This is a genomic window from uncultured Pseudomonas sp., from assembly GCF_913777995.1.
GTDB lineage: Bacteria > Pseudomonadota > Gammaproteobacteria > Pseudomonadales > Pseudomonadaceae > Aquipseudomonas.
This window is the reverse complement of the sequence record NZ_CAJYVE010000050.1, coordinates 65,173-88,639: the sequence shown is the minus strand read 5'-3', so window position 1 is coordinate 88,639 and position 23,467 is coordinate 65,173. Positions and strand designations below refer to the sequence as shown.

Here is a 23,467-nt window from a genome sequence, read left to right as displayed (position 1 = left end):
CCTGGGGTATCCTGGCGTTTGGCCTGAACTGGCTGAACGACGCGGTTGTCGGGCTTTCCGGGCTGTACAACAGTGACTTCGCCCTGGGTGGGGTGCCAGGCTCCGATGGTCTGTCACTCTTGATTGGTGCAGTACTCTTGGGGTATATCGGTGCTTGGATTGCGGTCGCTCGCCACTTGAACGAGCTTGCACCGCGATAATGCTTTCTTGCCAGCATTGACTTTTTTTCATCCAGGAACTTGTTTCGTGGTTCCGGGTCAATGATGGCAGTGCCCACAAGGCACGAGTCCAGTGAGTCGGAGGTACTTGAATGACCACTTCGTTGCAACCTGCCTATGCCCTGGTGCCCGGTGCAAACCTGGAAGCCTACGTGCACACGGTCAACAGCATTCCGCTGCTGACGGTCGAGCAGGAGCGTGAACTGGCCGAGCGTCTCTATTATGAGCAGGATCTTGAGGCCGCTCGGCAAATGGTGATGGCCCACCTGCGTTTCGTCGTACATATCGCCCGTAGCTACGCCGGCTACGGTCTGGCCCAGGCCGACCTGATCCAGGAAGGCAACGTCGGCCTGATGAAGGCGGTCAAGCGCTTCAACCCCGAAATGGGTGTGCGCCTGGTATCCTTCGCCGTGCACTGGATCAAGGCCGAGATCCACGAGTTCATCCTGCGCAACTGGCGCATCGTCAAGGTCGCCACCACCAAGGCGCAGCGCAAGCTGTTCTTCAACCTGCGCAGCCAGAAGAAGCGTCTGGCCTGGCTGAACAACGACGAAGTGCACCGCGTTGCGGAAAGCCTGGGCGTCGAGCCGCGTGAAGTCCGTGAGATGGAAAGCCGCCTGAGCGGCCAGGACATGGCCTTCGACCCGGCCTCCGAGGCGGATGACGACAGTGCGTTCCAGTCGCCGGCCAACTACCTCGAAGACCACCGCTACGATCCGGCGCGCCAGCTCGAAGACTCTGACTGGAGCGACAGCTCCACCGCCAACCTGCACCAGGCGCTGGAAGTGCTCGACGAGCGCAGCCGCGACATTCTCTACCAGCGCTGGCTGGCCGAGGAAAAGGCCACGCTGCACGACCTGGCGGCCAAGTACAACGTGTCTGCCGAGCGTATCCGCCAGCTGGAAAAGAGCGCGATGAACAAGCTCAAGAGTTCCATCGCCGCCTGATAGGCGCCTGCTCGCAAAAACGCCCCGACTTGTCGGGGCGTTTTCGTTGCAGTCTCGGCATGCAGGCGGTCTACTGCTTGCCGCTCAGTTGGGTCAGGTAGCCATCACCACCCAGCTGGCGCATCTGCTGGCGAATCCAGCCGGCGCGGCGCGAGATGTAGCTGCCAGGGCTGCTGGCGCTCCATTTGCGTGGGTTGGGCAGTACGGCTGCCAGGTAGCTGGCCTGCTGGATGCTCAGGTTGGCCGCCGAGGTATGGAAGTGATGGCGCGCGGCGGCTTCGGCGCCAAACACGCCGTCGTCCCACTCCACGCTGTTGAGGTACACCTCGAGAATCCGCTCCTTGGACCACAGCAGTTCGATCAGCGCGGTGAACCAGGCCTCCAGAGCCTTGCGCAGGTAACTGCGGCTCGACCAGAGGAACAGGTTCTTGGCCACCTGCTGGCTCAGGGTGCTGGCGCCACGGATGGAGCCGCCGCGCTCGTTATGGATGATTGCCGCCTGAATGGCTGACACGTCGAAGCCCCAGTGCTCGGCGAATTTCTGGTCTTCACCGGCGATGACCGCCACTTTCAGCGGGTCGGCGATTTTGTCCCAGGAAACCCAGTCGCGCTGCAGGTCGATGGGCTCGCCGTCGATCCACGACTCGACCTTGCGTTCGATCATCAGCGCGGTGAAGGGCGGTGGAACCCAGCGCAGTACCAGCACCAGCAGGAAGCTGACCACCGCAAACCACAGCAGAATTCGGGCGACACGATGGAAGATAGTACTCAGCATAGAGATCGCTTGGCCGAACGGTATGAGCGGGCCATTATACAGACCCCTGACGATTGAACGATTCTTGCCGGGAGTTGCAGATGTTTCGGACCTTTCTGATGATGGCCGCGTTCTTCGGCTTTACCGGCGTAGGCCTGGGTGCGTTCGCCGCCCACGGCCTGAAAGGCCGCCTCAGCGCGGAGTATCTGGCGATCTTCCAGACCGGCGTGCTCTACCAGCTCATCCACTGCCTGGCGCTGCTGGGCGTCGCCCTGTTGGCCGCGCACATGCCCGGCCGGCTGGTGAACTGGGCGGGTTTCGCCTTCGCCGCCGGTATCCTGCTGTTCTCCGGCAGCCTCTACCTGCTGACCCTGACCGGCGTCTCCAGACTGGGCATCGTCACGCCGTTCGGCGGGCTGTGCTTTCTGTTCGGCTGGGCAACCCTCGGGGTGCTGGCCTGGCGCATCGGCAGCGCCGCCTGAGACGAATGGTGCGCCTGCGGCTTGGTCAGACAGGCTCGGCGGGCTAGAATGCGGGCCCCCTAATCAATGATGGCTGCAGCTGCGCATGCGCATTCAGTTGAACGGTGAATCCTTTGAATTGCCCGACGGCGAGACCGTCGCGGCCCTGCTGACCCGCCTGGACCTTGCCGGGCGTCGGGTCGCTGTCGAGTTGAACCTGGACATCGTGCCGCGTAGTCAGCATGAAACCACCTCCCTGAGCGAAGGCGACCAGGTCGAGGTGGTGCATGCCATTGGCGGCGGCTGATCCGGCCACCCGCTGACGTGGCGCCACCGGCACGCCCCTTGGCGCCTGCCGAGCAACGAAACCCATTTCCTGGAGGCTTCACCATGAGCACTGTTCGCAGCGACAAGCCCTTCGTCCTGGCCGGTCGGACCTTCGAGTCCCGCCTGCTGGTAGGCACCGGCAAATACGTCGACATGAACCAGACCCGCGAGGCCATCGAGGCTTCGGGTGCCGAGATCGTCACCGTCGCCGTGCGTCGCACCAACCTGGGCCAGAACCCTGGCGAGCCGAACCTGCTCGACGTACTGCCGCCCGACCGTTACACCATCCTGCCCAACACCGCTGGCTGCTTCGACGCCACCGAGGCGGTGCGTACCTGCCGCCTGGCCCGCGAGCTGCTGGACGGCCGCAACCTGGTCAAGCTGGAAGTGCTGGCCGACCAGAAGACTCTGTTCCCCAATGTCATCGAGACCCTCAAGGCTGCCGAAGTGCTGGTCAAGGACGGCTTCGACGTCATGGTCTACACCAGTGACGACCCGATCGTCGCCCGTCAGCTGGCGGAAATCGGCTGTATCGCCATCATGCCGCTGGCCGGCCTGATCGGCAGCGGCCTGGGCATCTGCAACCCCTACAACCTGCAGATCATCCTGGAAGAAACCAAAGTGCCCGTGCTGGTCGACGCCGGTGTCGGCACTGCTTCGGACGCCACCATCGCCATGGAACTGGGTTGCGAGGCGGTGCTGATGAACTCCGCCATCGCCCATGCCCAGCAGCCGGTGCTCATGGCCGAAGCCATGAAACACGCGGTCATCGCCGGCCGCATGGCCTATCTGGCTGGCCGCATGCCCCGCAAACTCTACGCCAGCGCTTCCTCGCCGCTGGATGGCCTGATCAAGTAAGAGCCCGTTGATGACTGATCCACTCGTTCCAAACACTGACACGCCCGTTGACGAGGCGGGCGAAGCCCGTCCGCACCGCCGCATCAAGAGCTTCGTGATGCGCGCCGGGCGCATGACCGAAGGCCAGCAGCGCGGCCTCGATCAGGGGCGTCCGCTGTTCGGCCTGCAACTGACCGACACGCCGGTGGACTTCGACCAGGTGTTCGGGCGTAGCGCGCCGCGCACCCTGGAGATCGGCTTCGGCATGGGCCACTCGTTGCTGGAAATGGCCGCCGCTGCCCCGGAGCACGACTTCATCGGCGTCGAGGTGCACTCGCCTGGCGTTGGTGCACTGCTCAACGGCGTACTCACCCAGGGCCTGCAGAACGTGCGGGTCTATGACTGCGACGCCATCGAAGTGCTGAACCGCTGCATCGCCGACAACAGCCTCGACCGCCTGATGCTGTTCTTCCCCGACCCATGGCACAAGAGCCGCCACCACAAGCGGCGCATCGTGCAGCCGGAGTTCGCCCAGCTGGTGCGCAGCAAGCTCAAGCCCGGAGGCGTGTTCCACATGGCCACCGACTGGGAGCAGTACGCCGAGCACATGCTGGAAGTGATGAGCGCCGCGTCGGGCTATCGCAACCAGGCGCCTGACGGTCGCTATGTGCCACGCCCTGAAGAGCGCCCGATCACCAAGTTCGAACGCCGCGGCGAGCGCCTCGGGCATGGCGTCTGGGACCTGAAATTCGAGAAGGTCGACTGAAACTGCGGCAGGCAGTTCAGTCTAACTGACCAGTATTGGCTTTAGCCGCGAAGGCATCGTGGCTGAAGCGGGTCCTGCCGACCAGAAGCCGTCAGGCTGCCAACGGCCTTACCTTCACTTGCGATCGGCGATCACGCCGATCAGCACCAGCACCACCAGCAGCACCGGCGCCAGGCTGTAGTTGTTGAACTGGCTCAGGCCCTTGGTCACCCAGGGCGTGGCATAGATCAGCGCCAGGCCGCTGCCGGCGGTGCAGGCCAGGGCCACCAGCGGGATGCGGATCGCGCTGGACAGGCTGCCCACCCGTTGTTCGACCCAGCCCTTGATGTCGGACCCGAACAGCACCAGCAGACAACCCACCAGCGCCAGGGCGATTTCCGAAAGATTGCTGCGGCTCCAGCGCGAGACGTTGGCCAGCAGATCGAGTACGAGGTCCATGCAGGTTCCTTAGCTCAAGAAATATTGCAGCAGGTCATTGAGGAACAACTGGCCTTGCGGCGTGGCGACCAGGCGTTGCGGGTCGGCCTGCAGCAAGCCGCGTTTCTCGGCCTGTTCGCGGCCTGCGGCCAGCGAATCGAGGCTTAGACCGGTTCTTTCGGCAAATAATGCAGCCTCCACGCCATTTGTCAGGCGCAGCGCGTTCATCAGGAATTCGAACGGCATCTCGTCCAGTGGCAACAGTTTCTGGCCGGCCTGGAAGGGCTTGGCTGGGTTGAGGTAGTCCTTGGGTAGGCGGGTCTTCCAAGTGCGCACGATGCGCCCGTCGGGGTGGCTGAGCTTGCCGTGGGCACCGGCACCGATGCCGATGAAGTCGCCGAAGCTCCAGTAATTGAGGTTGTGGCGCGCCTCCCGCCCCGGCTGGGCGTAGGCCGAGACCTCGTACTGCGCGTAGCCGTGCTCGGCGAGCAACTGCTGGCCGGCTTCCTGGATGTCCCAGAGGGTGTCGTCTTCGGGCAGCACCGGCGGCTGGTTCCAGAACACCGTATTGGGCTCCAGGGTCAGCTGGTACCACGACAGGTGGGTGGGCTGCAGCGCGATGGCCTGGCGCAGATCGGCGAGGGCGTCGTCCAGGGTCTGGTCCGGCAGGCCGTGCATCAGGTCGAGGTTGAAGTTGTCGAAGCCGGCCTGGCGCGCCATATCGGCCGCACGAATGGCCTCGTCGCCGTTGTGGATGCGCCCCAGGGCTTCGAGCTTGCTGCTCTGGAAACTCTGGATGCCGATCGACAGGCGGTTGATGCCCAGGCCGCGATAGGCGCTGAACTTGGCCTGTTCGAAGGTCCCAGGGTTGGCCTCTAGGGTGATCTCGATGTCGCGGGCAAAGCGGATGCGCTGCTCGACACCCTTCAGCAGGCGGCCCAGGGCTTCGGCGCTGAACAGGCTGGGCGTGCCGCCGCCAAAGAAGATCGAGCGCAGCTCACGGCCATGCACGTGGGGTAGGTCCTGGTCGAGGTCGGCCAGCAGCGCGTCGACGTACTCCTGTTCCGGCAGTACCGGGCTGGAGGCGTGCGAATTGAAGTCGCAATACGGGCATTTGCGCACGCACCACGGAATGTGGATGTACAGCGACAGCTGGGGCAGCACCGCCAGCGGGCTGCGCGGCGCAGCCGAAGAAAAGCCGCTGCCGTCGAGGTGCAGCGGCTGTACGCCTGGATCCTGGGTCATTGCGCGCCCAGGTTCAGGCGCTGGCGCAGCAGGGCCATGGCGCGGGCCCGGTGGCTGAGCTGGTTCTTCTCTGCCGGGGCCAGTTCGGCGCTGGAGCAGCTGCGCTCCGGCACCCAGAACAAGGGGTCGTAGCCGAAGCCATGCTCGCCGCTGGCAGCGTGCAGGATGCGCCCGTGCCACAGGCCTTCGCAAAGGATCGGCAGCGGATCGTCGGCATGCCGCACCAGGGCCAGTACGCAGACGAACTGCGCACCGCGTTGTTCATCCGGAACGTCTTTCAGCGCGGCGAGCAGCTTGGCATTGTTGGCCGCGTCGCCCTGGCCGTCGGCGTAGCGCGCCGAATAGATGCCCGGTGCACCGCCAAGAAAGTCCACCGCCAACCCCGAGTCGTCGGCCAGCGCTGGCAGGCCGGAGATCCGCGCCGCGTTGCGGGCCTTGAGGATGGCGTTCTCGACGAACGACAGGCCGGTTTCCTCAGGCTCCACGGCGCTGAATTCGCCGATCGAGCGCAGGCGTACGCTGCCGCCGAGCATGGCTTGCAGCTCTTTGAGTTTGCCGCCGTTATGGCTGGCCAGTACCAGTTCAGTGAAAGTCATCATGGGTCCGGAAAGAGTTCCTGGCGGAAGCTGAAGCGGTGGCTGACACCGCCGGCCTGCACCTTGAGTTCGAAGATTCGGGTTTCCTGTTGCGGCACAGGATACTGCGCCACGGTATAGACCGCGCCCTTTTCCCGCAGGGTGCGGAAGTCCAGCGGCTGAGCGGTGCCGGTCAGCGAGCGTAGCGTGCCGCTGACCTGGGCAGGCTGTGGCTGGCCATCCTTGAGCACCGTGACGTTGAGCACGCCCAGCTGTTTGCCGCGTAGCAGCCCGAGCTGCTGCGCCACCTGTGGCTGCAGGTAGGTCGAGGTGAAGGCCGAGTAGTGCACGGTGTAGGCGCCGAAGCGTTCCTCGCCCGGCCCGGCCTCCTCGGCCAGGGCCGGCAACGCCAGGCAGGCAGCGAACAGCAGGCAGGCCAGGCGTTGCATGGGCGCGCTCCTGTGGGTCAAACCGCGAGCTGGTGCTCGCTCAGGCCGGGGCTGTGGACCCGGTAGATGCCGATTTCACCCAGCAGGTTGGGCCACAGTTTGCTGGCCCAACCGTGCCGGTGCTGGTTGTCCACCGCCATGCGGTCCATGACCCGGGCGTCGCGCTCGCGGCACAGCGCCTCGAAGTCCTTGAATGTGCAGAAGTGGATGTTCGGCGTGTTGTACCAGGTATAGGGCATGAAGTCCGACACCGGCATGCGGCCCTTGCTGGCCAGGTACCAGCGGCAGCGCCAGTGGCCGAAGTTGGGGAAGGTGATGATGCACTGGCGACCCACACGCAGCATCTCGTCGAGCAGCTTGTCGGGGTAGTGCACGGCCTGCAGGGCCTGGGTCATGACCACCACGTCGAAGCTGTTGCTGGCGAAGTTGCCCAGGCCCTTGTCGAGGTCCTGTTCGATGACGTTGACGCCCTTGACCACGCACTCGGCGATGTTGTCCGGGTCTTTCTCCAGGCCGTAGCCGGTGACCTGCTTGTGGTCGCGCAGCCAGGCCAGCAGCTCGCCGTCGCCGCAGCCCAGGTCGAGCACGCGGCTGCCGGCGGGTATCCACTCCTGGATGATCTCCAGATCGGCTCTCATGAGGTCCTCACAGCGCAATACGATTCATGTAGTTGCCGAAAGCCTGCATATAACGCGGGTTCGGGATCAGGAAGGCGTCGTGGCCCTGCGGCGCGTCGATTTCCAGGTAGGTGACGTCCTTGCGCGCGGCCATCAGCGCATCGACCAGTTCCCGCGAGCGCGCCGGCGAGAAACGCCAGTCGGTGGTGAAGGACATCACGCAGAATTTCGCACTGGCCTCGGCGAAGGTCTTGGCCAGGTCGTCGTTGTCCCGCGCCGCCGGGTCGAAGTAGTCCAGCGCCTTGGTCATCAGCAGGTAGGTGTTGGCGTCGAAGCGCCCGGAGAACTCTTCGCCCTGGTAGCGCAGGTAGCTCTCGACCTGGAACTCCACGTTGTGGAAGTCGTAGTTGAGCTTTTCGTTCTTCAGGCCGCGGCCGAATTTCTCACCCATCGAGTCATCCGACAGGTAGGTGATGTGGCCGACCATGCGCGCCAGCATCAGGCCGCGCTTGGGGATCACGCCGCGGCTCTGGAAGGCGCCGTCGTGGAAGTCCGGGTCGGTGAGGATGGCCTGGCGCGCCACCTCGTTGAAAGCGATGTTCTGTGCCGAGAGCTTGGGTGCCGAGGCGATGGCCATGCAGTGACGCAGGCGCTCGGGGTAGCTGATGCTCCACTGCAGCGCCTGCATGCCACCCAGGCTGCCGCCGACCACTGCGGCCCACTGCGTGATGCCCAGGCGGTCGGCCAGGCGTGCCTGGCTGTTGACCCAGTCTTCGACAGTGACCACCGGGAAGTTGGCACCCCAGGGCTGGCCGGTTTCCGGGTCGATGCTGGCCGGACCGGTCGAACCGTTGCAGCCGCCGAGGTTGTTCAGGCTGACCACGAAGAAACGGTTGGTGTCGATCGGTTTGCCGGGGCCGATGCAGCTGTCCCACCAGCCCGGCTTGCGGTCTTCGCTGCTGTGATAACCGGCGGCGTGGTGATGACCCGACAGCGCGTGACAGATCAGCACGGCATTGCTGTGCTCGGCGTTGAGCTGGCCATAGGTTTCGTAGATGAGTTCGTAGGCTGGCAGGGTGCGGCCGCAGGCCAGGGGCAGCGGCTCGCTGAAGTGCGCCATCTGGGGCGTGACCAGACCGACAGAATCGTGGGGAAAGACCGTGGGCATCGACCCTGCTCTCGCAATAAAGAGGCGTAAGTCTAAAGACCCGAGGGGGGAGGGGCAACATGGAACCCCGCAGGAATGGCTCCTGCGGGGCTGGCAGGGTTACATCAGCAGGCGCAGTACCTGAGGCATGCCGGTCATGGCCGCCAGGTTGTTGATGACCAGCATGTCCAGCAGCTTGATGACCATGAACGCCAGGATCGGCGAGATGTCCAGGCCGCCCAAGTTCGGCAGGATGCGGCGGAAGGGCGCCAGCAGCGGTTCGCAGATCTGGTTGACCAGCTCGGCGCCAGGGTTGTGGCTGGCCGGCGCCACCCAGGAGAGGATCACGCTGATGATCAGGGCGAAGAAGAAGATGTTCAGGAGCATCGCGGTAACGCCGATGATCGCCCAGATCAGCAGTGGCAGGGGCGAACCGGTGGTGCCGTAGCTGAGCAGCAGGGTCAGGGCCATGATCACCATCTGCACGATGATGGCGAACACCAGCGACGACATGTCCAGACCGAACAGGCTGGGGATGATGCGACGCAGCGGACGCAGTACGGGCTGGGTGGCCTTGACCGCGAACTGGCTCAGCGGGTTGTAGAAGTCGGCCCGCACCAGTTGCAGGACGAAGCGCAACAGGACGATCAGCAGGTAAAGGCTGCCGAGGGTTTGCAGGACGTAAATTGCAGCGGTGTTCAATCCGATCATCTATCTGCTCCGGTAATCGCCTGAAAAATTATTGACCCAGTTGTTCGGCCAGCTCGGCCGAGCGTTTGGCGGCGGCGTTCAGCGCGGTATCGACCAGCGCCTCGAAGCCACCGGCCTGGAAAGCCTTGATCGCCGCTTCGGTGGTGCCGGCCGGCGAGGTCACGCGGCGGCGCAGCTCGGCGGCGTCGACGTCACTGCCGGTGCTCATCAGCGCCGCACCCAGGGCGGTGTGCTGGGTCAGCTGGCGTGCGGTGTCTTCCGGCAGGCCGAGCTTCACGCCGGCGGCGGTCATGGCTTCGATCAGCAGGAAGAAGTACGCCGGGCCGCTGCCGGAGACCGCCGTGACGGCGTCCAGTTGCTGCTCCTGGTCCAGCCACAGGGCCAGGCCCACGGCCGACAGCAGCTGCTCGGCCTGCTCACGCTGGGTGGTGCTGACCTTGTCGGTGGCGTACAGGCCACTGACGCCCTTGCGCAGCAGCGCCGGGGTGTTGGGCATGCAGCGCACCACCGGCTGTTGCTCGCCCAGCCACTGGTTGAGGCTGGCGCAGGTGATACCGGCGGCCACCGAGACGATCAATTGCTGTGGCTGCAGGTTGGGGGCCAGGTCCTGGCAGACGGCTTTCATCATCTGCGGCTTGACCGCCAGCAGGATCACGTCGGCACCGGCTACCGCTTCGGCATTGCTGGCGAAGGTCTGGATGCCGTGCTCGGCGCTGATGCGTGCGCGGGTTTCGGCACCCGGATCGCTGGCGCGGATGTCACTGGCGTCGACGCCCTGGGCGCGCAGGCCGCCGATGAGGCTGGCAGCCATGTTGCCGGCACCGATGAAGGCGATACGAGTCTTGCTCATCACAGAGTTCCTTGGACGTTGGGGGTTATGGCTGGCCGTAGTCACGGGCGCCAAACAGGGCGGTACCAATACGAACCCAGGTGGCGCCTTGTGCGACGGCGGCCTCCAGGTCGTGGCTCATGCCCATGGAAAGGGTGTCCAGCGCGTGCGGCAGGCTTTCGAGCAGGTTGCGGACCTGGGCGAAGGCGGCGTGCTGGGCGCGTGGATCGTCGGTGGGTTCGGGAATCGCCATCAGGCCGCGCAGCTTCAGGCGCGGCAGTTCGGCGACGGCGGCGGCCAGGGCCGGCAGTTCTTCGGGCGTGCAGCCCGACTTGCTGGCTTCGCCGCTGACATTGACCTGCAGGCAGATGTTCAGCGCCGGCAGGTGCTCGGGGCGTTGCTCGCTCAGGCGTTGGGCGATCTTCAGCCGGTCCACGGAATGTACCCAGTCGAAATGCTCGGCGATGGCGCGAGTCTTGTTCGACTGAATGGGGCCGATGAAATGCCAGTGCAAGGGTAGGTCGGCCAATTCCTGCTGTTTGCCGAGGGCTTCCTGCAGGTAGTTCTCGCCGAAGTGGCGCAGCCCGGCGGCATAGGCTTCGCGCAGGTCGGCGGCGGGTTTGGTCTTGCTCACCGCCAGCAGGCCGATGCTGGACGGATCGCGCCGGGCCACCTGGGCCGCGTCGCGGATGCGCTGTTCGAGCGTTGATATATTCGCTGCTATCGTGGACATTGGTTCGCGCCGGCACACTGAGGTCTGCGGCATTCTATGTGATTGAGGAGCTGTATGGATATTACCGAGCTGCTGGCCTTCAGTGCCAAACAGGGCGCTTCCGACCTGCACCTTTCCGCAGGCCTGCCACCGATGATCCGTGTCGATGGCGATGTCCGGCGCATCAACCTGCCGGCCCTGGACGCCAAGCAGGTCAAGGCGCTGATCTACGACATCATGAACGACAAGCAGCGCCAGGATTATGAAGAACGCCTGGAAACCGACTTCTCCTTCGAGGTGCCGGGCGTGGCGCGTTTCCGGGTCAACGCCTTCAACCAGAACCGCGGTGCCGGCGCGGTGTTCCGCACCATTCCCTCGAAGATACTCAGCCTCGACGACCTGGGCATGGGCGAGAACTTCCGGCGCATCACCGACGTGCCGCGCGGGCTGATCCTGGTCACAGGCCCCACCGGCTCGGGCAAGTCGACCACCTTGGCGGCGATGATCGACTACCTCAACAGCAACAAGCACCACCACATCCTCACCATCGAGGACCCCATCGAGTTCGTCCACGAGTCGAAGAAGTGCCTGGTCAACCAGCGTGAGGTGCATCGCGACACCCTGGGTTTCTCCGAGGCCTTGCGTTCAGCCTTGCGTGAAGACCCGGACGTGATTCTGGTAGGCGAGATGCGCGACCTGGAAACCATCCGCCTGGCGCTCACCGCTGCGGAAACCGGTCACCTGGTGTTCGGCACCCTGCACACCACCTCGGCGGCCAAGACCATCGACCGTATCGTCGACGTGTTCCCGGCGGCGGAAAAGTCGATGATCCGCTCGATGCTCTCCGAGTCGCTGCATGCGGTGATTTCCCAGGCGCTGCTGAAGAAGGTCGGCGGCGGGCGGGTAGCGGCCCACGAGATCATGCTCGGCACGCCGGCAATCCGTAACCTGATTCGCGAAGACAAGGTGGCGCAGATGTATTCGGCGATCCAGACCGGTGGCTCGCTGGGCATGCAGACCCTGGACATGTGCCTCGCCGAGTTGCTCAAGCGAGGCCTGATTACCCGGGACGTGGCCCGGGAAAAAGCCAAGGTGCCGGACAACTTCTGAACAGGCAGTCAGGCGCCTATCGCCCGGTGGGGCCGGCTTTAGCCGCGATACTGTTCGGTTAAGCGTCAGGTGGCCCGGTGGGAGCGGCTTTAGCCGCGAAAGCACCAGGAAACTCCCTGCATCTGCTGTGAACAGGCGGACGCTTCGCGGCTGAAGCCGCTCCTCCCCGGTCTGACACGCATTGTGGGGCGGTTAAAGCCGGTCCTACCGGCCTGCCGCGTGAATCTTCGGCCTGGAGCGGCCTCAGCCCTTGGCGATGTTCAGCGGGGCCTTCTGCTTGGGCAGCACGCGCTTGGCGACCTTGTAGTTCTTGTCCCAGTACGGCTTCTTCAGCGAGTCGACGGTGACCGCCTTGCCGCGCCGCGGGGCGTGAACGAAGCGGTCGTTGCCCAGGTAGATGGCCACGTGGTTGATGCGCCGGCTCTTGATGTTGAAGAACAGCAGGTCGCCGGGCTTGAGGTCCTTGCGGTCGACCGGCTGGCCTTGCCCGGCAGCCATGTCTCCGGAGGTGCGCGGCAGGTCGACGTTGGTCACGTCGGAGAAGGCGTACTTCACCAGGCCGCTGCAGTCCAGGCCCTTGCCGGGCGTGTTGCCGCCCCAGCGATAAGGCGTGCCGACGGTTTCCAGGGCGCGCTTGACCACCGCGTTGCCCTGCTTGCTGCTACCGGCAACGGCTTCGGTGGATTTACGGGAATTCTTGACCGCCACAGGGTTCTGAATCACGTGGCCCTTGCGCAGTTGCGCAGGGGCGGTCATGGTGCTGCGGGTATCGGCCTGCGGCGCTTGCTGGGCAACCGATGCATGGCCGCGAGCGGTGTAGCCGGTGAAGCCGGCGGGCAGACGTTGCTCACGATTGGTGGCGTGGGCGGCCAGTGGCATAAGCAGGCAAATGGTCAGCCAGGTCTTGAAAAAAGGACGCATTTGTCAGGGGCTCTTGAAGATCAGCGCGCAACTCTATAACAGCCCGCCGCCAATGCCGACCCCACTCATCGCGCCGGGCGCGGACAGATCTTTGCATTTTTCTTGACGATCTCTCTCATGGATTGGAACAACCCCTTGAGTTACAAGGCTTTGCGCCGGCCTGTCCGGTGAGGAACCATACGTCGGAAAGAAAATGAAAAGTCACAAAATTTACATGAATTTTTTTCTATCGAGGCTTCGAGGCAGTCAATGAACGACTATCGCGGTGACACGCACAGCAAAGTCATGGGTTATCTGCTGTGGACTCTGGGCTTTCTGGGGGCGCATCGTTTCTACTACGGCAAGCCGGTCACCGGCACTATCTGGTTCTTCACTTTCGGGCTCTTGGGCATCGGTTGGCTGATCGACCTGTTCCTGATCCCGTCGATGGACCGCGAGGCCGACCTGCGCTTCACCTCCGGGTCGATCGACTACAGCGTGGCGTGGATCCTGCTGACCTTTCTGGGCGTGTTCGGCGTGCATCGCCTGTATCAGGGCAAGTGGGTCACCGGGATCATCTACCTGTTCACCGGTGGCCTGTTCCTGATCGGCGTGCTGTACGACTTCTGGACCCTGAACGACCAGATCTCCGTGCGCAACGCCGAGCTGCAGCGCCGCTGAAGCGGCGCCATTCGGACGCTGGTGGGCGTGTTGGAGCGAGCTTGCTCGCGAAGAGGCCGGTGAGGTCACAGCATCTGTTGCAACCGTGGAACAGCCTTCGCGAGCAAGCTCGCTCCTACAATTGACCCGCTAGGCGGTATAAGCGATGCGCCCGTCCACCAGGGTGTAACGCACCGCGCTCGGCAGGCAGTGGCCGAAGAACGGGCAGTTTTCACCTTTCGACAGCCACGCCTGGCCGGCCAGGGTGCTGGCCGCCGGGTCGAACAGCACCAGGTCGGCCGCGCTGCCGGTCTGCAACTGGCCAGCCGGCAGACGCAGGGCCGCTGCCGGGCCGCTGCTCAGTCGCGCCAGCAGGGTCGGCAGGTCGAGCAGGCCGTCTTCCACCAGGGTCATGGCCAGCGGCAGCAGCAGTTCGACGCTGCTGATGCCCGGCTCGGTGGCGCCGAACGGCGCCAGCTTGGCGTCGCGTTCATGGGGCTGGTGATGGCTGGAAATCGCCTGGATCACCCCGGCCTTCACCGCCTCGCGCAGGCCGTCACGGTCGGCGCGGGTGCGCAGCGGCGGCTGCACATGGTACAGGCTGGAGAAGTCGATCAACGCTTCGTCGGTGAGGATCAACTGGTACAGCGCCACATCGGCGGTCACCGGCAGGCCGCGGGCCTGGGCCTCGGCGATCATCGCGGCACCGCGGGCACTGGTCAGCTGGCTGAAGTGCGCGCGCACGCCGCTCTGTTCCACCAGCAGCAGGTCGCGGGCCAGGGCCACGGTTTCGGCGGTTTCCGGGATGCCGACCAGGCCCAGGAAGCTGGCGGTCGGGCCTTCGTGGGCCAGGCCACCGGCGGCCAGGTCATGATCCTGCGAATTGAAGATCACCGTCAGGTCGAAGGTCGCCGCGTATTCCAGCGCGCGGCACAGGGTGCGGGTGTTGGCGAAGGTCTTCAGGCCGTTGCCGAAAGCCACGCAGCCAGCGTCGCGCAGCGCCACCAGTTCGGCGAGCTGTTCACCTTCCAGGCCCTTGCTCAGGGCGCCGATGGGATAGACCTTGCTGAAGCCGGCCTCACGGGCGCGGTCGAGAATCAGCTCGGCCACCGCCGAGGTGTCCAGCACCGGCTTGGTACGCGGCGGGCAGCACAGGCTGGTCACGCCGCCGGCTGTGGCGGCGCGGGTCTCACTGGCAATGCTGCCCTTGCGGCTGTAGCCCGGCTCGCGCAGCGCAACGTTGAGGTCGACCAGTCCGGGGGCCGCGACCAGGCCCGTGGCGTCGATGCGCTGGGCCGGTTCGAAGCCGGCTGGGGCGGCGCCGATGGCCAGCAGCTTGCCGGCTTCGATGTGCAGATCGGTGACCTGGTCCATGCCGCTGGCCGGGTCGATGACGCGAGCGCCGAGAATGCTGAGCTTCACAGGGCGTTCTCCTGCTCGAATTGACGTTGTGCGGTTTGCCCGCTCATGGCCATGGACAGTACCGCCATGCGCACGGCGATGCCGTAGGTGACCTGGTTGAGAATCACCGAGTGCGGGCCGTCGGCCACGGCGGATTCGATTTCCACGCCACGGTTGATCGGGCCGGGGTGCATGACGATGGCGTCGGGCTTGGCACCGGCCAGGCGCGCGGTGGTCAGGCCGAACAGGCGGTAGAACTCACCCTCGCTGGGCAGCAGCCCGCCCTGCATGCGCTCACGCTGCAGGCGCAGCATGATCACCACGTCGACGTCCTTCAGGCCCTGGGCCATGTCGGTGTAGACCTTCACCCCGTATTGCTCGACGCCCACCGGCAGCAGGGTCTTGGGGCCGATGACGCGGATGTCCGGGCAACCCAGGGCCTTGAGCGCCAGCATGTTCGAGCGCGCCACCCGCGAGTGCAGGATGTCGCCGACGATGGCCACCGAGAGGTTCTCGAAGCTGCCCTTGTGGCGGCGGATGGTCAGCATGTCGAGCATGCCCTGGGTCGGGTGCGCATGACGCCCGTCCCCACCGTTGATGATCGCCACCTCCGGGCACACATGCTCGGCGATGAAGTGTGCCGCGCCCGAGTCGGCATGACGCACCACGAACATGTCGGCGGCCATGGCTTCGAGGTTGCGCAGCGTGTCGAACAGCGTCTCGCCCTTGCTAGTCGAGGAGGTCGACACGTTCAGCGAGATCACATCTGCCGACAGCCGCTGGGCGGCCAGTTCGAAGGTGGTGCGGGTGCGTGTGGAGTTTTCGAAGAACACGTTGCAGACAGTCTTGCCGCGCAGCAGCGGGACTTTTTTCACCGCCCGGGCGCCGACCTCCAGGAAGGAATCGGCGGTGTCGAGGATTTCGGTGAGCAGTTCGCGGGGCAGGCCGTCCAGGGACAGGAAGTGGCGCAGCTGGCCCTGGTGATTGAGCTGCAGCGGGCGCTTGGCGTCGAGAGGCGTCATCGCAATGGACTCTTAAAGGGCTGAGGCGGTGGAGAGGTCTTGGATTTCCAGTGCCAGCGGCGCCGGGCCGCTCAGCTTGACGCGTTCATGCGGCGCCAGGGCCAGTTCGGCGCCCACCACGTCGGGACGGATCGGCAGCTCACCGGCATTGAGGTCCAGCAGGCAGACCAGAGTGACACTGGCCGGGCGGCCGTAATCGAACAGCTCGTTGAGCGCCGCGCGTACCGTACGGCCGCTCATCAGCACGTCGTCGATCAATACCAGGTGCTGGCCTTCGATCTCGAACGGCAGCTCCGATGGGCGCACCTGCGGATGCAGGCCGTTCTGGCTGAAGTCGTCGCGGTAAAAGGACACGTCCAGGGTGCCGAGCGGCGCCTGGCTGCCCAGGCTTTCCAGCAAGGCCTGCGCCACCCACACGCCACCGGTGCGGATGCCGATGAAGCGCGGCTCGGCGATGCCGCGCTGGCTCAGGTGAGCGTTCAGGTCGGTGGCCATCTGACGGATCAGGTCGGCGGGGTTGGGCAAACTCATGCTGGCTCCTTCAGAGGCTCGGCGCTGCCCATCCAGGGGCGTCGCTCAAGCGCAAACGTGAAATCCGGGGGTATCGAAGCTTTTCGACGGCAAAAGGTCACGCATCGAGCAGCTCGCTGTTGTGGTCCAGCCAGCCTTGCAGCAACAGGGCGGCGGCAATGGCGTCCACGGGGTTGTCGCGGTAACTGCCGCGCTGGCCGCCGCGGGCCATGCGCTCGCCCTTGGCTTCGAAGGTGGTCAGGCGTTCGTCGTGGGTATAGGCCGGGACGTTGAAGCGGCCATTGAGCTGGCGCGAGAATTTTTCGGCGCGGGCGCACATCTCGCTGGGCGTGCCGTCCATGTTCAGCGGCAGGCCGACCACCACGGCATCGGGTTGCCATTCGTCGAACAAGGCCTGGACCTTATTCCAGTCCGGCACGCCGTTCTGCGCCTTGAGGGTGCAGAGTTCGCGGGCCTGGCCGGTCACCGCCTGGCCGACGGCGACGCCGATCGAGCGGGTGCCGTAGTCGAAGCCGAGGATCAGGCGCAGCGCTGTCATCAGGCGTGGCCCGCCTGAGTCGACAGCAGACTGAGGTTCACGCCCAGGCGCGCGGCGGCGGCCTGCAGGCGCTGTTCGCTGTCGGTCTCGAACAGCACCGCGGGGTCGAACGGGCAGGTCAGCCAGGCGTTGGCGGCCATTTCGGCATCCAGCTGGCCGGCGTCCCAGCCGGCATAGCCGAGGGCGATCAGGCTCTTTTCCGGACCGTTGCCGTCGGCGATGGAGAACAGGATGTCCTGGGAGGTGGACAACGACAGGCCGCCCAGCTCCACGGTGGCCTGGAACACCGGGCCGCTGGGGTGCAGGACGAAACCGCGGTCGGTCTGCACCGGGCCGCCGGAATGAATGCGGATGCTCTGGCAGCGTACCGGCGCCAGCTCTTCAGGGCGCAGCTGTTCGAGCACGTCGGCCAAAGTCAGCTCCTGCGGGCGGTTGATCACCAGCCCCATGGCACCATTGGCGTTGTGCTCGACGATGTAGGTCAAGGTCTGCGCGAAATTGGGATCTTCCATGTTCGGCATGGCGATCAGGAAATGGTGCTTGAGGTAACTCGGGGCGACGTTTTTCATGGGGCGTAGTGTGGCTCTGCCGGGGGCGCCCTGACAACTGTCTGTTCTCGCATCGCCCCGCCGGACGCGGGGCGCTTCAGTTACTGGACAGCCGGTCACCCTTGGCGAACTTCCAGGTGCGGATGATCTCCAGTCGGTCGATGTCGGCCAGATCGCCGGTGAACGGCGCAAATGGTGCGGCCAGGCGCACGATGCGCTGCGCGGCCTGGTCCAGTAGTGGCTGGCCGGAGGACTCCAGTACCAGCACTTCGTACAGCGAACCATCGCGGTTGATCGACACCAGCAGGCGCAGGCTGCCGTAGATCTGCTGGCGGCGAGCCTCCTCGGGGTAGTTGAGGTTGCCGACCCGCTCGACCTTCTTGCGCCAGTCTTCCTTGTACCAGGCACCCTTGTCGCGCATGGTCGAGGCCGCGTTGAGGCGGTGGATCTTGGGCCGCTTGGCGTAGCGCTGCTGCTCGGCAGACAGTTCGGCTTCCAGGCTGGCGATCTCGCTGCTCAACTGTGCGCTGTCGAAGGTTGGCGTTTCGCGCTGCTTGGGTTCGGGCTTGACCTCTTCGCGTTTGGCAACGGTCTTTTCCGGGGTATGCGCGCGAGTGGCCACGGCGGTCTTGGCGGCCTCCTGCTTTTCCACCGGTTTGCTGGACGGTGGCGGGGTGACCTTGTTGATCTCGGTGTCCTGGTAGGGCGCCAGCTCGGTGGTCTTGAGAGTCTGGGCGTGGTCCAGGGTGCCGCTGCCTTCCTGGTTGTCCTGGGCGAGGAAGTCGGCCTGGGCGGGCTTCTTCTCGCTCTTGAAGGTGGCCAGGGTGATCTCCAGGGTCTGCGAGATCTTCTCGGGCTTCACGTAGGTGAAGCCTATGCCGAGGATCAGCGCCAGGTGCACCAGCGCGGCGATCAGCAGCGTGAAGCCGAGGCGGTCGCGTGGGCGCACGCCACGGTAGGAGTAGTCGAGTACGAGAGGGTTTTGGGCCATCGCGTTCATGGGTGGCTCGGCATTACTTGAACCTGCAGGTCTGCGTTCGCAAGAGGCGCATCATAACTCAATCGCGCGGGTGGCAAGGCGCAGGCGACGGGCGTCCCGTCGCCTTGAGCGTCAGCGCTTGAGTTTCTTTTCGATGGCATCCATCAGCAGGCTGCCGATGCGCGTGCCGTAGGCATTGTCGATTTCGCGGATGCAGGTCGGGCTGGTGACGTTGATTTCCGTGAGGTGTTCGCCGATCACATCCAGCCCCACGAACAGCAGGCCCTTTTCACGCAGGGTCGGGCCGACCTGGGCGGCGATCCAGCGGTCACGCTCGGTCAGCGGGCGGGCTTCGCCGCGGCCGCCAGCCGCCAGGTTGCCACGCGTCTCGCCGGCGGCCGGGATACGCGCCAGGCAGTACGGCACCGGCTCGCCATCGATCATCAGGATGCGCTTGTCGCCGTCCTTGATTGCCGGCAGGTAGCCCTGCGCCATGATCTGCTGGGTGCCGTTGGCGGTGAGGGTTTCGAGGATCACCGACAGGTTCGGGTCGCCGGCACGGTGGCGGAAGATCGAGGTGCCGCCCATGCCGTCCAGCGGCTTGAGGATGGTGTCGCCCTGTTGCTCGGTGAAGGCGCGCAGGATGTCCGCGCGGCGGCTGACCAGGGTCGGCGGGGTGCACTGCGGGAACAGCGTGGCGAACAGCTTTTCGTTGCAGTCACGCAGGCTCTGCGGCTTGTTGACCACCAGCACGCCAGCCCGCTCGGCCTGCTCCAGCAGGTAGGTGGAGTAGACGAACTCCATGTCGAAGGGCGGGTCCTTGCGCATCAGGATCACGTCCAGCTCGTCCAGGCCGCTGTCCTGTTCTGCGCCGAATTCGAACCACTTGGCCGGGTCGGCGAAGACCTTCAGCGGCTTCATGCGCGCGCGGGCCTGGCCCAGGTTCTGGTACAGGTCGGGCAGCTCCATGTAGAACAGCGACCAGCCGCGCTCCTGAGCGGCCAGGAGCATGGCCAGCGAGCTGTCCTTCTTGTAGGAGATGCGCTCAATGGGGTCCATGACGATTCCTAGGCGAACGCTCATGGGCAGGTTCCTCTATATGTCCGGTGATGGCCGTGGGCCGAAACAGGCGTCAGGGTGGCGGGCGGCGTGCTCCGGGTCAAGGGGCGGGTGGGGTTTATGGATTGCGCTCCGAGAGTGTGCTAAAACGTCTCGGCATCCGCCCTGTGCCGCTCTGCCTCAGGCCCGGGTGCCGTGCAGGCCACGCAAACATTCGCTGCGGCGACGGAACATCCCACATGGAACAGCATGCTCCCGCCTTGAAGGTGATGGTCATCGACGACTCGCGGACCATCCGCCGCACGGCCGAGACCATCCTCAGGAACGCCGGTTGCGAGGTCATCACCGCTGTCGATGGCTTCGACGCGCTGGCCAAGATCGCCGACCACCACCCGCGGATCATCTTCGTCGACATCATGATGCCGCGCCTGGATGGCTATCAGACCTGCGCGCTGGTCAAGAATCATCGCTCGTTCCGCTCCACGCCGGTCATCATGCTGTCTTCCAAGGACGGCCTGTTCGATAAGGCCAAGGGCCGCATCGTCGGCTGCGACCAGTTCCTGACCAAGCCGTTCAGCCCCCAGGAACTCCTGGGCGCGATCCGGGTGCACGTCCCCGGCTTCGTCGCGGTCGAACAACATGTATCCTGAGGCCGGCGTGCGCAGCGCCGGCCTGCCACCTTTTTGGGGAATACCATGGCTCGAATACTGATCGTCGATGACTCGCCGACCGAGATGTACAAGTTCACCAGCATCCTGGAAAAGCACGGCCACGAGGTGCTCAAGGCCGAGAACGGCGCCGATGGCGTGGCCCTGGCGCGCCAGGAGAAGCCCGACGCGGTGCTGATGGACATCGTCATGCCCGGCCTGAACGGCTTCCAGGCCACTCGCCAGTTGAGCAAGGACGAAGGCACGCGCAGCATCCCGGTGATCATGATCACCACCAAGGACCAGGAGACCGACAAGGTCTGGGGCACGCGGCAGGGCGCGCGCGACTACCTGACCAAGCCGGTCACCGAAGAAACCCTGATGAAAACCCTCAACGCGGTGCTGGCCGGCTGAAGCCGGGCTCGCCCATGGGCAAGTCGCGCACCGCCTTCGAGCTGCTGTTCGACATCGACCAGCGCTGCCGTTCGCTGGCTGCGGGTCTGCCATCGCAGGAAACCCGCGAGCAGGACTGGAGCGGCATCGGCTTTCGCCTGGGCGAGCAATGGTTCGTCACGCCCATGGGCGAGATTGCCGAGATCCTCAACGAGCCGCGGGTGGCGGCAATGCCCGGGGTCAGGCCCTGGGTGGCGGGCATCGCCAACCTGCGCGGACGGCTGTTGCCGGTGATGGACCTGGGGCGTTACTTCGGCCAGACGTACTCGTCGCTGCGCAAGCAGCGCCGGGTGCTGGTGGTGGAGCATCAGGAGGTGTTCACCGGGCTGCTGGTCGACGAGGTCCTCGGCCTGCAGCATTTCGAGCCTGCCGACCTGCTGCCGGGCGCCGATGCCGGTTGTGGGGCGCGCATGGCGCCTTTCATCCGTGGGCAGTTCCAGGCCGCGCGACGCTGGCGGGTGTTCAGCACCAAGGCCCTGGTGCAGTCGGCGGATTTCCTGGATGTGGCGGTGTAGTTTGAACGAGTGGCAGCTGGCCGGGCGGGGGCCTGATCGATGACCAATACAGGCAAGTCCCAGGAGGGACTGCGCAGCAGGCGGCAGATCGTGGTGCTGTTCATCGCGTTGATCGTGCTGATCATCCTGCTGTTCGCCAATTTCGCGTACCTCAACACCCAGTCGAACTACGACAAGCAGTACATCGGCCATGCCGGCGAGCTGCGCGTGCTGTCCCAGCGCATCGCCAAGAATGCCACCGAGGCGGCCGGCGGCAAGGCCCAGGCGTTCAAGCTGCTGGCCGATGCACGCAACGACTTCGACCGGCGCTGGGGTTACCTGCGCAATGGTGACCGCAGCACCGGCCTGCCGGCTGCACCCTCGGCGGTGCGCGACGAGTTGCGTGCGGTGCAGAACGACTGGGAAGCGCTGCGCAAGAGTACCGACGTGATCCTTGCCAACGAGCAGACCGTGCTGTCGCTGCATCAGGTGGCCGCCACCCTGGCCGAAACCATCCCGCAATTGCAGACCCAGTACGAGAAAGTCGTCGAAATCCTCCTGCAGAGCCACGCCCCGGCCAGCCAGGTGGTGCTTGCCCAGCGTCAGGCCCTGCTCGCCGAGCGGATTCTTGGTGCGGTGAACACCGTGCTGGCCGGCGATGACACCGCCGTGCAGGCCGCCGATGCCTTCGGTCGCGACGCCAGCCAGTTCGGCCGGGTGCTCAACGGCATGCTCGAAGGCAACCCGGGTATCAATATCAGCCAGGTCCAGGACCGCGATGCCCGTGCGCGGCTCACGGAAATCGCCGAGCTGTTCCAGTTCGTTTCCGGCTCGGTGGACGAGATTCTGGAAACCTCGCCGGAGCTGTTCCAGGTCCGCGAGGCCGCCGGCAAGATCTTCACCACCTCCCAGACCCTGCTCGACCAGGCCTCGGCGCTGGCCGGCAGCCTTGAACACCTGGCCAGCCAGCGCAGCCTCAACTCGGTAGGCGGTTACCTGCTGGGCCTGCTGGCGCTGATGTCGGTGATTCTCATCGGCCTGGTGATGGTCCGCGAGACCAACCGGCAACTGCACGAAACCGCGCAGAAGAGCGAGCGCAACCAGGCGGCGATCATGCGCCTGCTGGATGAAATCGAAGACCTGGCCGACGGCGACCTGACCGTGGCCGCGTCGGTCACCGAGGACTTCACCGGCGCGATTGCCGACTCGATCAACTTTTCCATCGACCAACTGCGCGAACTGGTCGCCACCATCAACTTCACCGCCGAGCAGGTGGCGGCCGCCGTGCAGGACACCCAGGCCACCGCGATGCAGCTGGCCGGTGCTTCGGAACACCAGGCACTGCAGATCAGCGCGGCCTCGACGGCAATCACCGACATGGCGCAGTCCATCGACCAGGTGTCCAGCAACGCCTCGGAGTCTTCCACTGTGGCGGCGCGTTCGGTAGCCATCGCCAACAAGGGCAACGAGGTGGTGCACAACACCATCCACGGCATGGACAACATTCGCGAGCAGATCCAGGACACCTCCAAGCGCATCAAGCGCCTGGGCGAGTCGTCCCAGGAAATCGGCGACATCGTCAGCCTGATCGACGACATCTCGGACCAGACCAACATCCTCGCTCTCAACGCGGCGATCCAGGCATCCATGGCCGGCGACGCCGGGCGTGGCTTCGCCGTGGTGGCCGACGAGGTGCAACGCCTGGCCGAGCGTTCGTCGTCGGCGACCAAGCAGATCGAGACCCTGGTGCGGGCCATCCAGAATGACACCAACGAGGCGGTGATCTCCATGGAGCAGACCACCAGCGAGGTGGTGCGCGGGGCGCGCCTGGCCCAGGATGCCGGGGTGGCCCTGGAAGAGATCGAAGGCGTTTCACGGGTGCTCGCCGAACTCATCGAGAGCATCACCGACGCCGCTCAGCAGCAGGCGGTGTCGGCCGGGCAGATCGCCCAGACCATGACGGTGATCCAGCAGATCACTTCGCAGACCACTTCCGGCACCAAGGCCACCGCCGAGAGCATCGGCAACCTGGCGAAACTGGCCAGTGCCATGCGTCGCTCGGTGTCCGGCTTCACCCTGCCAGCCTCACGGGATGCGCGATGATGGGCGCCCC

General features: G+C 65.0%; 29 protein-coding genes and 1 pseudogene. 12 read left to right on the top strand and 18 right to left on the bottom strand.

From position 1 onward, the window contains the following. Together QZ497_RS20390 and rpoH are read left to right on the top strand one after the other, a co-directional pair. Window positions 1-200, top strand: a pseudogene (locus QZ497_RS20390) (cell division protein FtsX); the annotation flags it as partial. Between the two features lie 110 nt (window positions 201-310). Beyond that, a complete protein-coding gene (gene rpoH, locus QZ497_RS20385) occupies window positions 311-1,165 on the top strand; it encodes an RNA polymerase sigma factor RpoH (protein ID WP_295478793.1) in 855 nt (284 codons plus the stop codon). Between the two features lie 70 nt (window positions 1,166-1,235). Here rpoH and mtgA read toward each other — a convergent pair whose 3' ends face one another. Then, the gene (gene mtgA / locus QZ497_RS20380; protein ID WP_295478790.1) at window positions 1,236-1,940 is read right to left on the bottom strand and encodes a monofunctional biosynthetic peptidoglycan transglycosylase; all 705 of its coding nucleotides are present in this window, start codon (window positions 1,938-1,940) and stop codon (window positions 1,236-1,238) included. An 80-nt stretch (window positions 1,941-2,020) separates the two neighbouring features. Here mtgA and QZ497_RS20375 point away from each other — a divergent pair, with 80 nt between their 5' ends. The 4 genes from QZ497_RS20375 (at window position 2,021) to trmB (ending at window position 4,310) form a co-directional block, all read left to right on the top strand. Next, window positions 2,021-2,401 (top strand): DUF423 domain-containing protein, encoded by a 381-nt coding sequence (locus tag QZ497_RS20375; protein WP_295478787.1) that lies wholly within the window; start codon window positions 2,021-2,023, stop codon window positions 2,399-2,401. A gap of 85 nt (window positions 2,402-2,486) precedes the next feature. Further along, window positions 2,487-2,687 carry a sulfur carrier protein ThiS gene (gene thiS / locus QZ497_RS20370; RefSeq protein WP_295478784.1) on the top strand — a complete coding sequence of 67 codons (201 nt, stop codon included), beginning with the start codon at window positions 2,487-2,489 and terminating at the stop codon, window positions 2,685-2,687. Between the two features lie 83 nt (window positions 2,688-2,770). Next, window positions 2,771-3,565 carry a thiazole synthase gene (locus tag QZ497_RS20365; RefSeq protein WP_295478781.1) on the top strand — a complete coding sequence of 265 codons (795 nt, stop codon included), beginning with the start codon at window positions 2,771-2,773 and terminating at the stop codon, window positions 3,563-3,565. A gap of 97 nt (window positions 3,566-3,662) precedes the next feature. Further along, a complete protein-coding gene (trmB, locus tag QZ497_RS20360) occupies window positions 3,663-4,310 on the top strand; it encodes a tRNA (guanosine(46)-N7)-methyltransferase TrmB (protein ID WP_295478802.1) in 648 nt (215 codons plus the stop codon). 114 nt (window positions 4,311-4,424) lie between these two features. Here trmB and QZ497_RS20355 read toward each other — a convergent pair whose 3' ends face one another. The 9 genes from QZ497_RS20355 to QZ497_RS20315 form a co-directional block, all read right to left on the bottom strand. Then, entirely contained in the window at window positions 4,425-4,748 is a 324-nt protein-coding gene (locus QZ497_RS20355; RefSeq protein WP_295478778.1) for a DUF3392 domain-containing protein, read from the bottom strand. Window positions 4,749-4,757: 9 nt separating this feature from the next. Then, window positions 4,758-5,972 carry a radical SAM family heme chaperone HemW gene (hemW, locus tag QZ497_RS20350; protein WP_295478775.1) on the bottom strand — a complete coding sequence of 405 codons (1,215 nt, stop codon included), beginning with the start codon at window positions 5,970-5,972 and terminating at the stop codon, window positions 4,758-4,760. Further along, window positions 5,969-6,571 carry an RdgB/HAM1 family non-canonical purine NTP pyrophosphatase gene (gene rdgB, locus QZ497_RS20345; protein ID WP_295478772.1) on the bottom strand — a complete coding sequence of 201 codons (603 nt, stop codon included), beginning with the start codon at window positions 6,569-6,571 and terminating at the stop codon, window positions 5,969-5,971. The genes hemW and rdgB overlap by 4 nt, the downstream gene beginning before the upstream one ends. Beyond that, the gene (locus QZ497_RS20340; RefSeq protein ID WP_295478769.1) at window positions 6,568-6,996 is read right to left on the bottom strand and encodes a DUF4426 domain-containing protein; all 429 of its coding nucleotides are present in this window, start codon (window positions 6,994-6,996) and stop codon (window positions 6,568-6,570) included. The genes rdgB and QZ497_RS20340 overlap by 4 nt, the downstream gene beginning before the upstream one ends. A gap of 17 nt (window positions 6,997-7,013) precedes the next feature. After that, a complete protein-coding gene (metW, locus tag QZ497_RS20335; RefSeq protein WP_295478766.1) occupies window positions 7,014-7,634 on the bottom strand; it encodes a methionine biosynthesis protein MetW in 621 nt (206 codons plus the stop codon). Window positions 7,635-7,641: 7 nt separating this feature from the next. Further along, a complete protein-coding gene (locus QZ497_RS20330) occupies window positions 7,642-8,781 on the bottom strand; it encodes a homoserine O-acetyltransferase (RefSeq protein WP_295478763.1) in 1,140 nt (379 codons plus the stop codon). Between the two features lie 99 nt (window positions 8,782-8,880). Further along, window positions 8,881-9,471 (bottom strand): YggT family protein, encoded by a 591-nt coding sequence (locus QZ497_RS20325; RefSeq protein WP_295478760.1) that lies wholly within the window; start codon window positions 9,469-9,471, stop codon window positions 8,881-8,883. A gap of 28 nt (window positions 9,472-9,499) precedes the next feature. Continuing rightward, window positions 9,500-10,321, bottom strand: coding sequence for a pyrroline-5-carboxylate reductase (gene proC / locus QZ497_RS20320; protein WP_295478757.1), 822 nt, complete (start codon window positions 10,319-10,321; stop codon window positions 9,500-9,502). A 25-nt stretch (window positions 10,322-10,346) separates the two neighbouring features. Continuing rightward, window positions 10,347-11,033, bottom strand: a complete 687-nt coding sequence (locus tag QZ497_RS20315; RefSeq protein ID WP_295478754.1) for a YggS family pyridoxal phosphate-dependent enzyme — start codon at window positions 11,031-11,033, stop codon at window positions 10,347-10,349. Window positions 11,034-11,087: 54 nt separating this feature from the next. Between QZ497_RS20315 and QZ497_RS20310 the strand changes: the two genes are divergently transcribed. Continuing rightward, window positions 11,088-12,122 carry a type IV pilus twitching motility protein PilT gene (locus QZ497_RS20310; protein ID WP_295478750.1) on the top strand — a complete coding sequence of 345 codons (1,035 nt, stop codon included), beginning with the start codon at window positions 11,088-11,090 and terminating at the stop codon, window positions 12,120-12,122. A gap of 243 nt (window positions 12,123-12,365) precedes the next feature. On the opposite strand, the gene QZ497_RS20305 is transcribed toward QZ497_RS20310, so the two are convergent. Continuing rightward, a complete protein-coding gene (locus QZ497_RS20305) occupies window positions 12,366-13,043 on the bottom strand; it encodes a C40 family peptidase (protein WP_295478748.1) in 678 nt (225 codons plus the stop codon). A 249-nt stretch (window positions 13,044-13,292) separates the two neighbouring features. Between QZ497_RS20305 and QZ497_RS20300 the strand changes: the two genes are divergently transcribed. Continuing rightward, window positions 13,293-13,703: a TM2 domain-containing protein gene (locus tag QZ497_RS20300; RefSeq protein WP_295478745.1), complete on the top strand. Its 411-nt coding sequence runs from the start codon at window positions 13,293-13,295 to the stop codon at window positions 13,701-13,703. 129 nt (window positions 13,704-13,832) lie between these two features. On the opposite strand, the gene QZ497_RS20295 is transcribed toward QZ497_RS20300, so the two are convergent. The 7 genes from QZ497_RS20295 to gshB form a co-directional block, all read right to left on the bottom strand. After that, entirely contained in the window at window positions 13,833-15,104 is a 1,272-nt protein-coding gene (locus tag QZ497_RS20295) for a dihydroorotase (protein ID WP_295478743.1), read from the bottom strand. Continuing rightward, window positions 15,101-16,105, bottom strand: coding sequence for an aspartate carbamoyltransferase catalytic subunit (locus QZ497_RS20290; protein WP_295478740.1), 1,005 nt, complete (start codon window positions 16,103-16,105; stop codon window positions 15,101-15,103). The genes QZ497_RS20295 and QZ497_RS20290 overlap by 4 nt, the downstream gene beginning before the upstream one ends. Window positions 16,106-16,117: 12 nt before the next feature. After that, the gene (pyrR, locus tag QZ497_RS20285; protein ID WP_295478737.1) at window positions 16,118-16,636 is read right to left on the bottom strand and encodes a bifunctional pyr operon transcriptional regulator/uracil phosphoribosyltransferase PyrR; all 519 of its coding nucleotides are present in this window, start codon (window positions 16,634-16,636) and stop codon (window positions 16,118-16,120) included. 97 nt (window positions 16,637-16,733) lie between these two features. Then, window positions 16,734-17,174, bottom strand: coding sequence for a Holliday junction resolvase RuvX (ruvX, locus tag QZ497_RS20280; protein ID WP_295478734.1), 441 nt, complete (start codon window positions 17,172-17,174; stop codon window positions 16,734-16,736). Next, window positions 17,174-17,743, bottom strand: coding sequence for a YqgE/AlgH family protein (locus tag QZ497_RS20275; RefSeq protein ID WP_295478731.1), 570 nt, complete (start codon window positions 17,741-17,743; stop codon window positions 17,174-17,176). Before QZ497_RS20275 ends, ruvX begins: the two co-directional genes overlap by 1 nt. Window positions 17,744-17,819: 76 nt before the next feature. Further along, entirely contained in the window at window positions 17,820-18,722 is a 903-nt protein-coding gene (locus tag QZ497_RS20270; protein WP_295478730.1) for an energy transducer TonB, read from the bottom strand. Window positions 18,723-18,833: 111 nt separating this feature from the next. Next, on the bottom strand, window positions 18,834-19,784 hold the full coding sequence (gene gshB, locus QZ497_RS20265; protein WP_295478727.1) for a glutathione synthase: 951 nt from the start codon (window positions 19,782-19,784) through the stop codon (window positions 18,834-18,836). A gap of 215 nt (window positions 19,785-19,999) precedes the next feature. Here gshB and pilG point away from each other — a divergent pair, with 215 nt between their 5' ends. Genes pilG through QZ497_RS20245 form a run of 4 tightly spaced genes read left to right on the top strand, consistent with a single transcriptional unit; the run spans window position 20,000 to window position 23,457 of the window. Then, on the top strand, window positions 20,000-20,410 hold the full coding sequence (gene pilG / locus QZ497_RS20260) for a twitching motility response regulator PilG (protein ID WP_295478725.1): 411 nt from the start codon (window positions 20,000-20,002) through the stop codon (window positions 20,408-20,410). A gap of 45 nt (window positions 20,411-20,455) precedes the next feature. Next, complete coding sequence (gene pilH / locus QZ497_RS20255) at window positions 20,456-20,821, top strand: twitching motility response regulator PilH (RefSeq protein WP_295478722.1); 366 nt, start codon at window positions 20,456-20,458, stop codon at window positions 20,819-20,821. Between the two features lie 14 nt (window positions 20,822-20,835). Further along, on the top strand, window positions 20,836-21,375 hold the full coding sequence (locus QZ497_RS20250) for a chemotaxis protein CheW (protein ID WP_295478719.1): 540 nt from the start codon (window positions 20,836-20,838) through the stop codon (window positions 21,373-21,375). 39 nt (window positions 21,376-21,414) lie between these two features. After that, window positions 21,415-23,457, top strand: coding sequence for a methyl-accepting chemotaxis protein (locus QZ497_RS20245; protein ID WP_295478717.1), 2,043 nt, complete (start codon window positions 21,415-21,417; stop codon window positions 23,455-23,457). Window positions 23,458-23,467 lie beyond the last annotated feature (10 nt).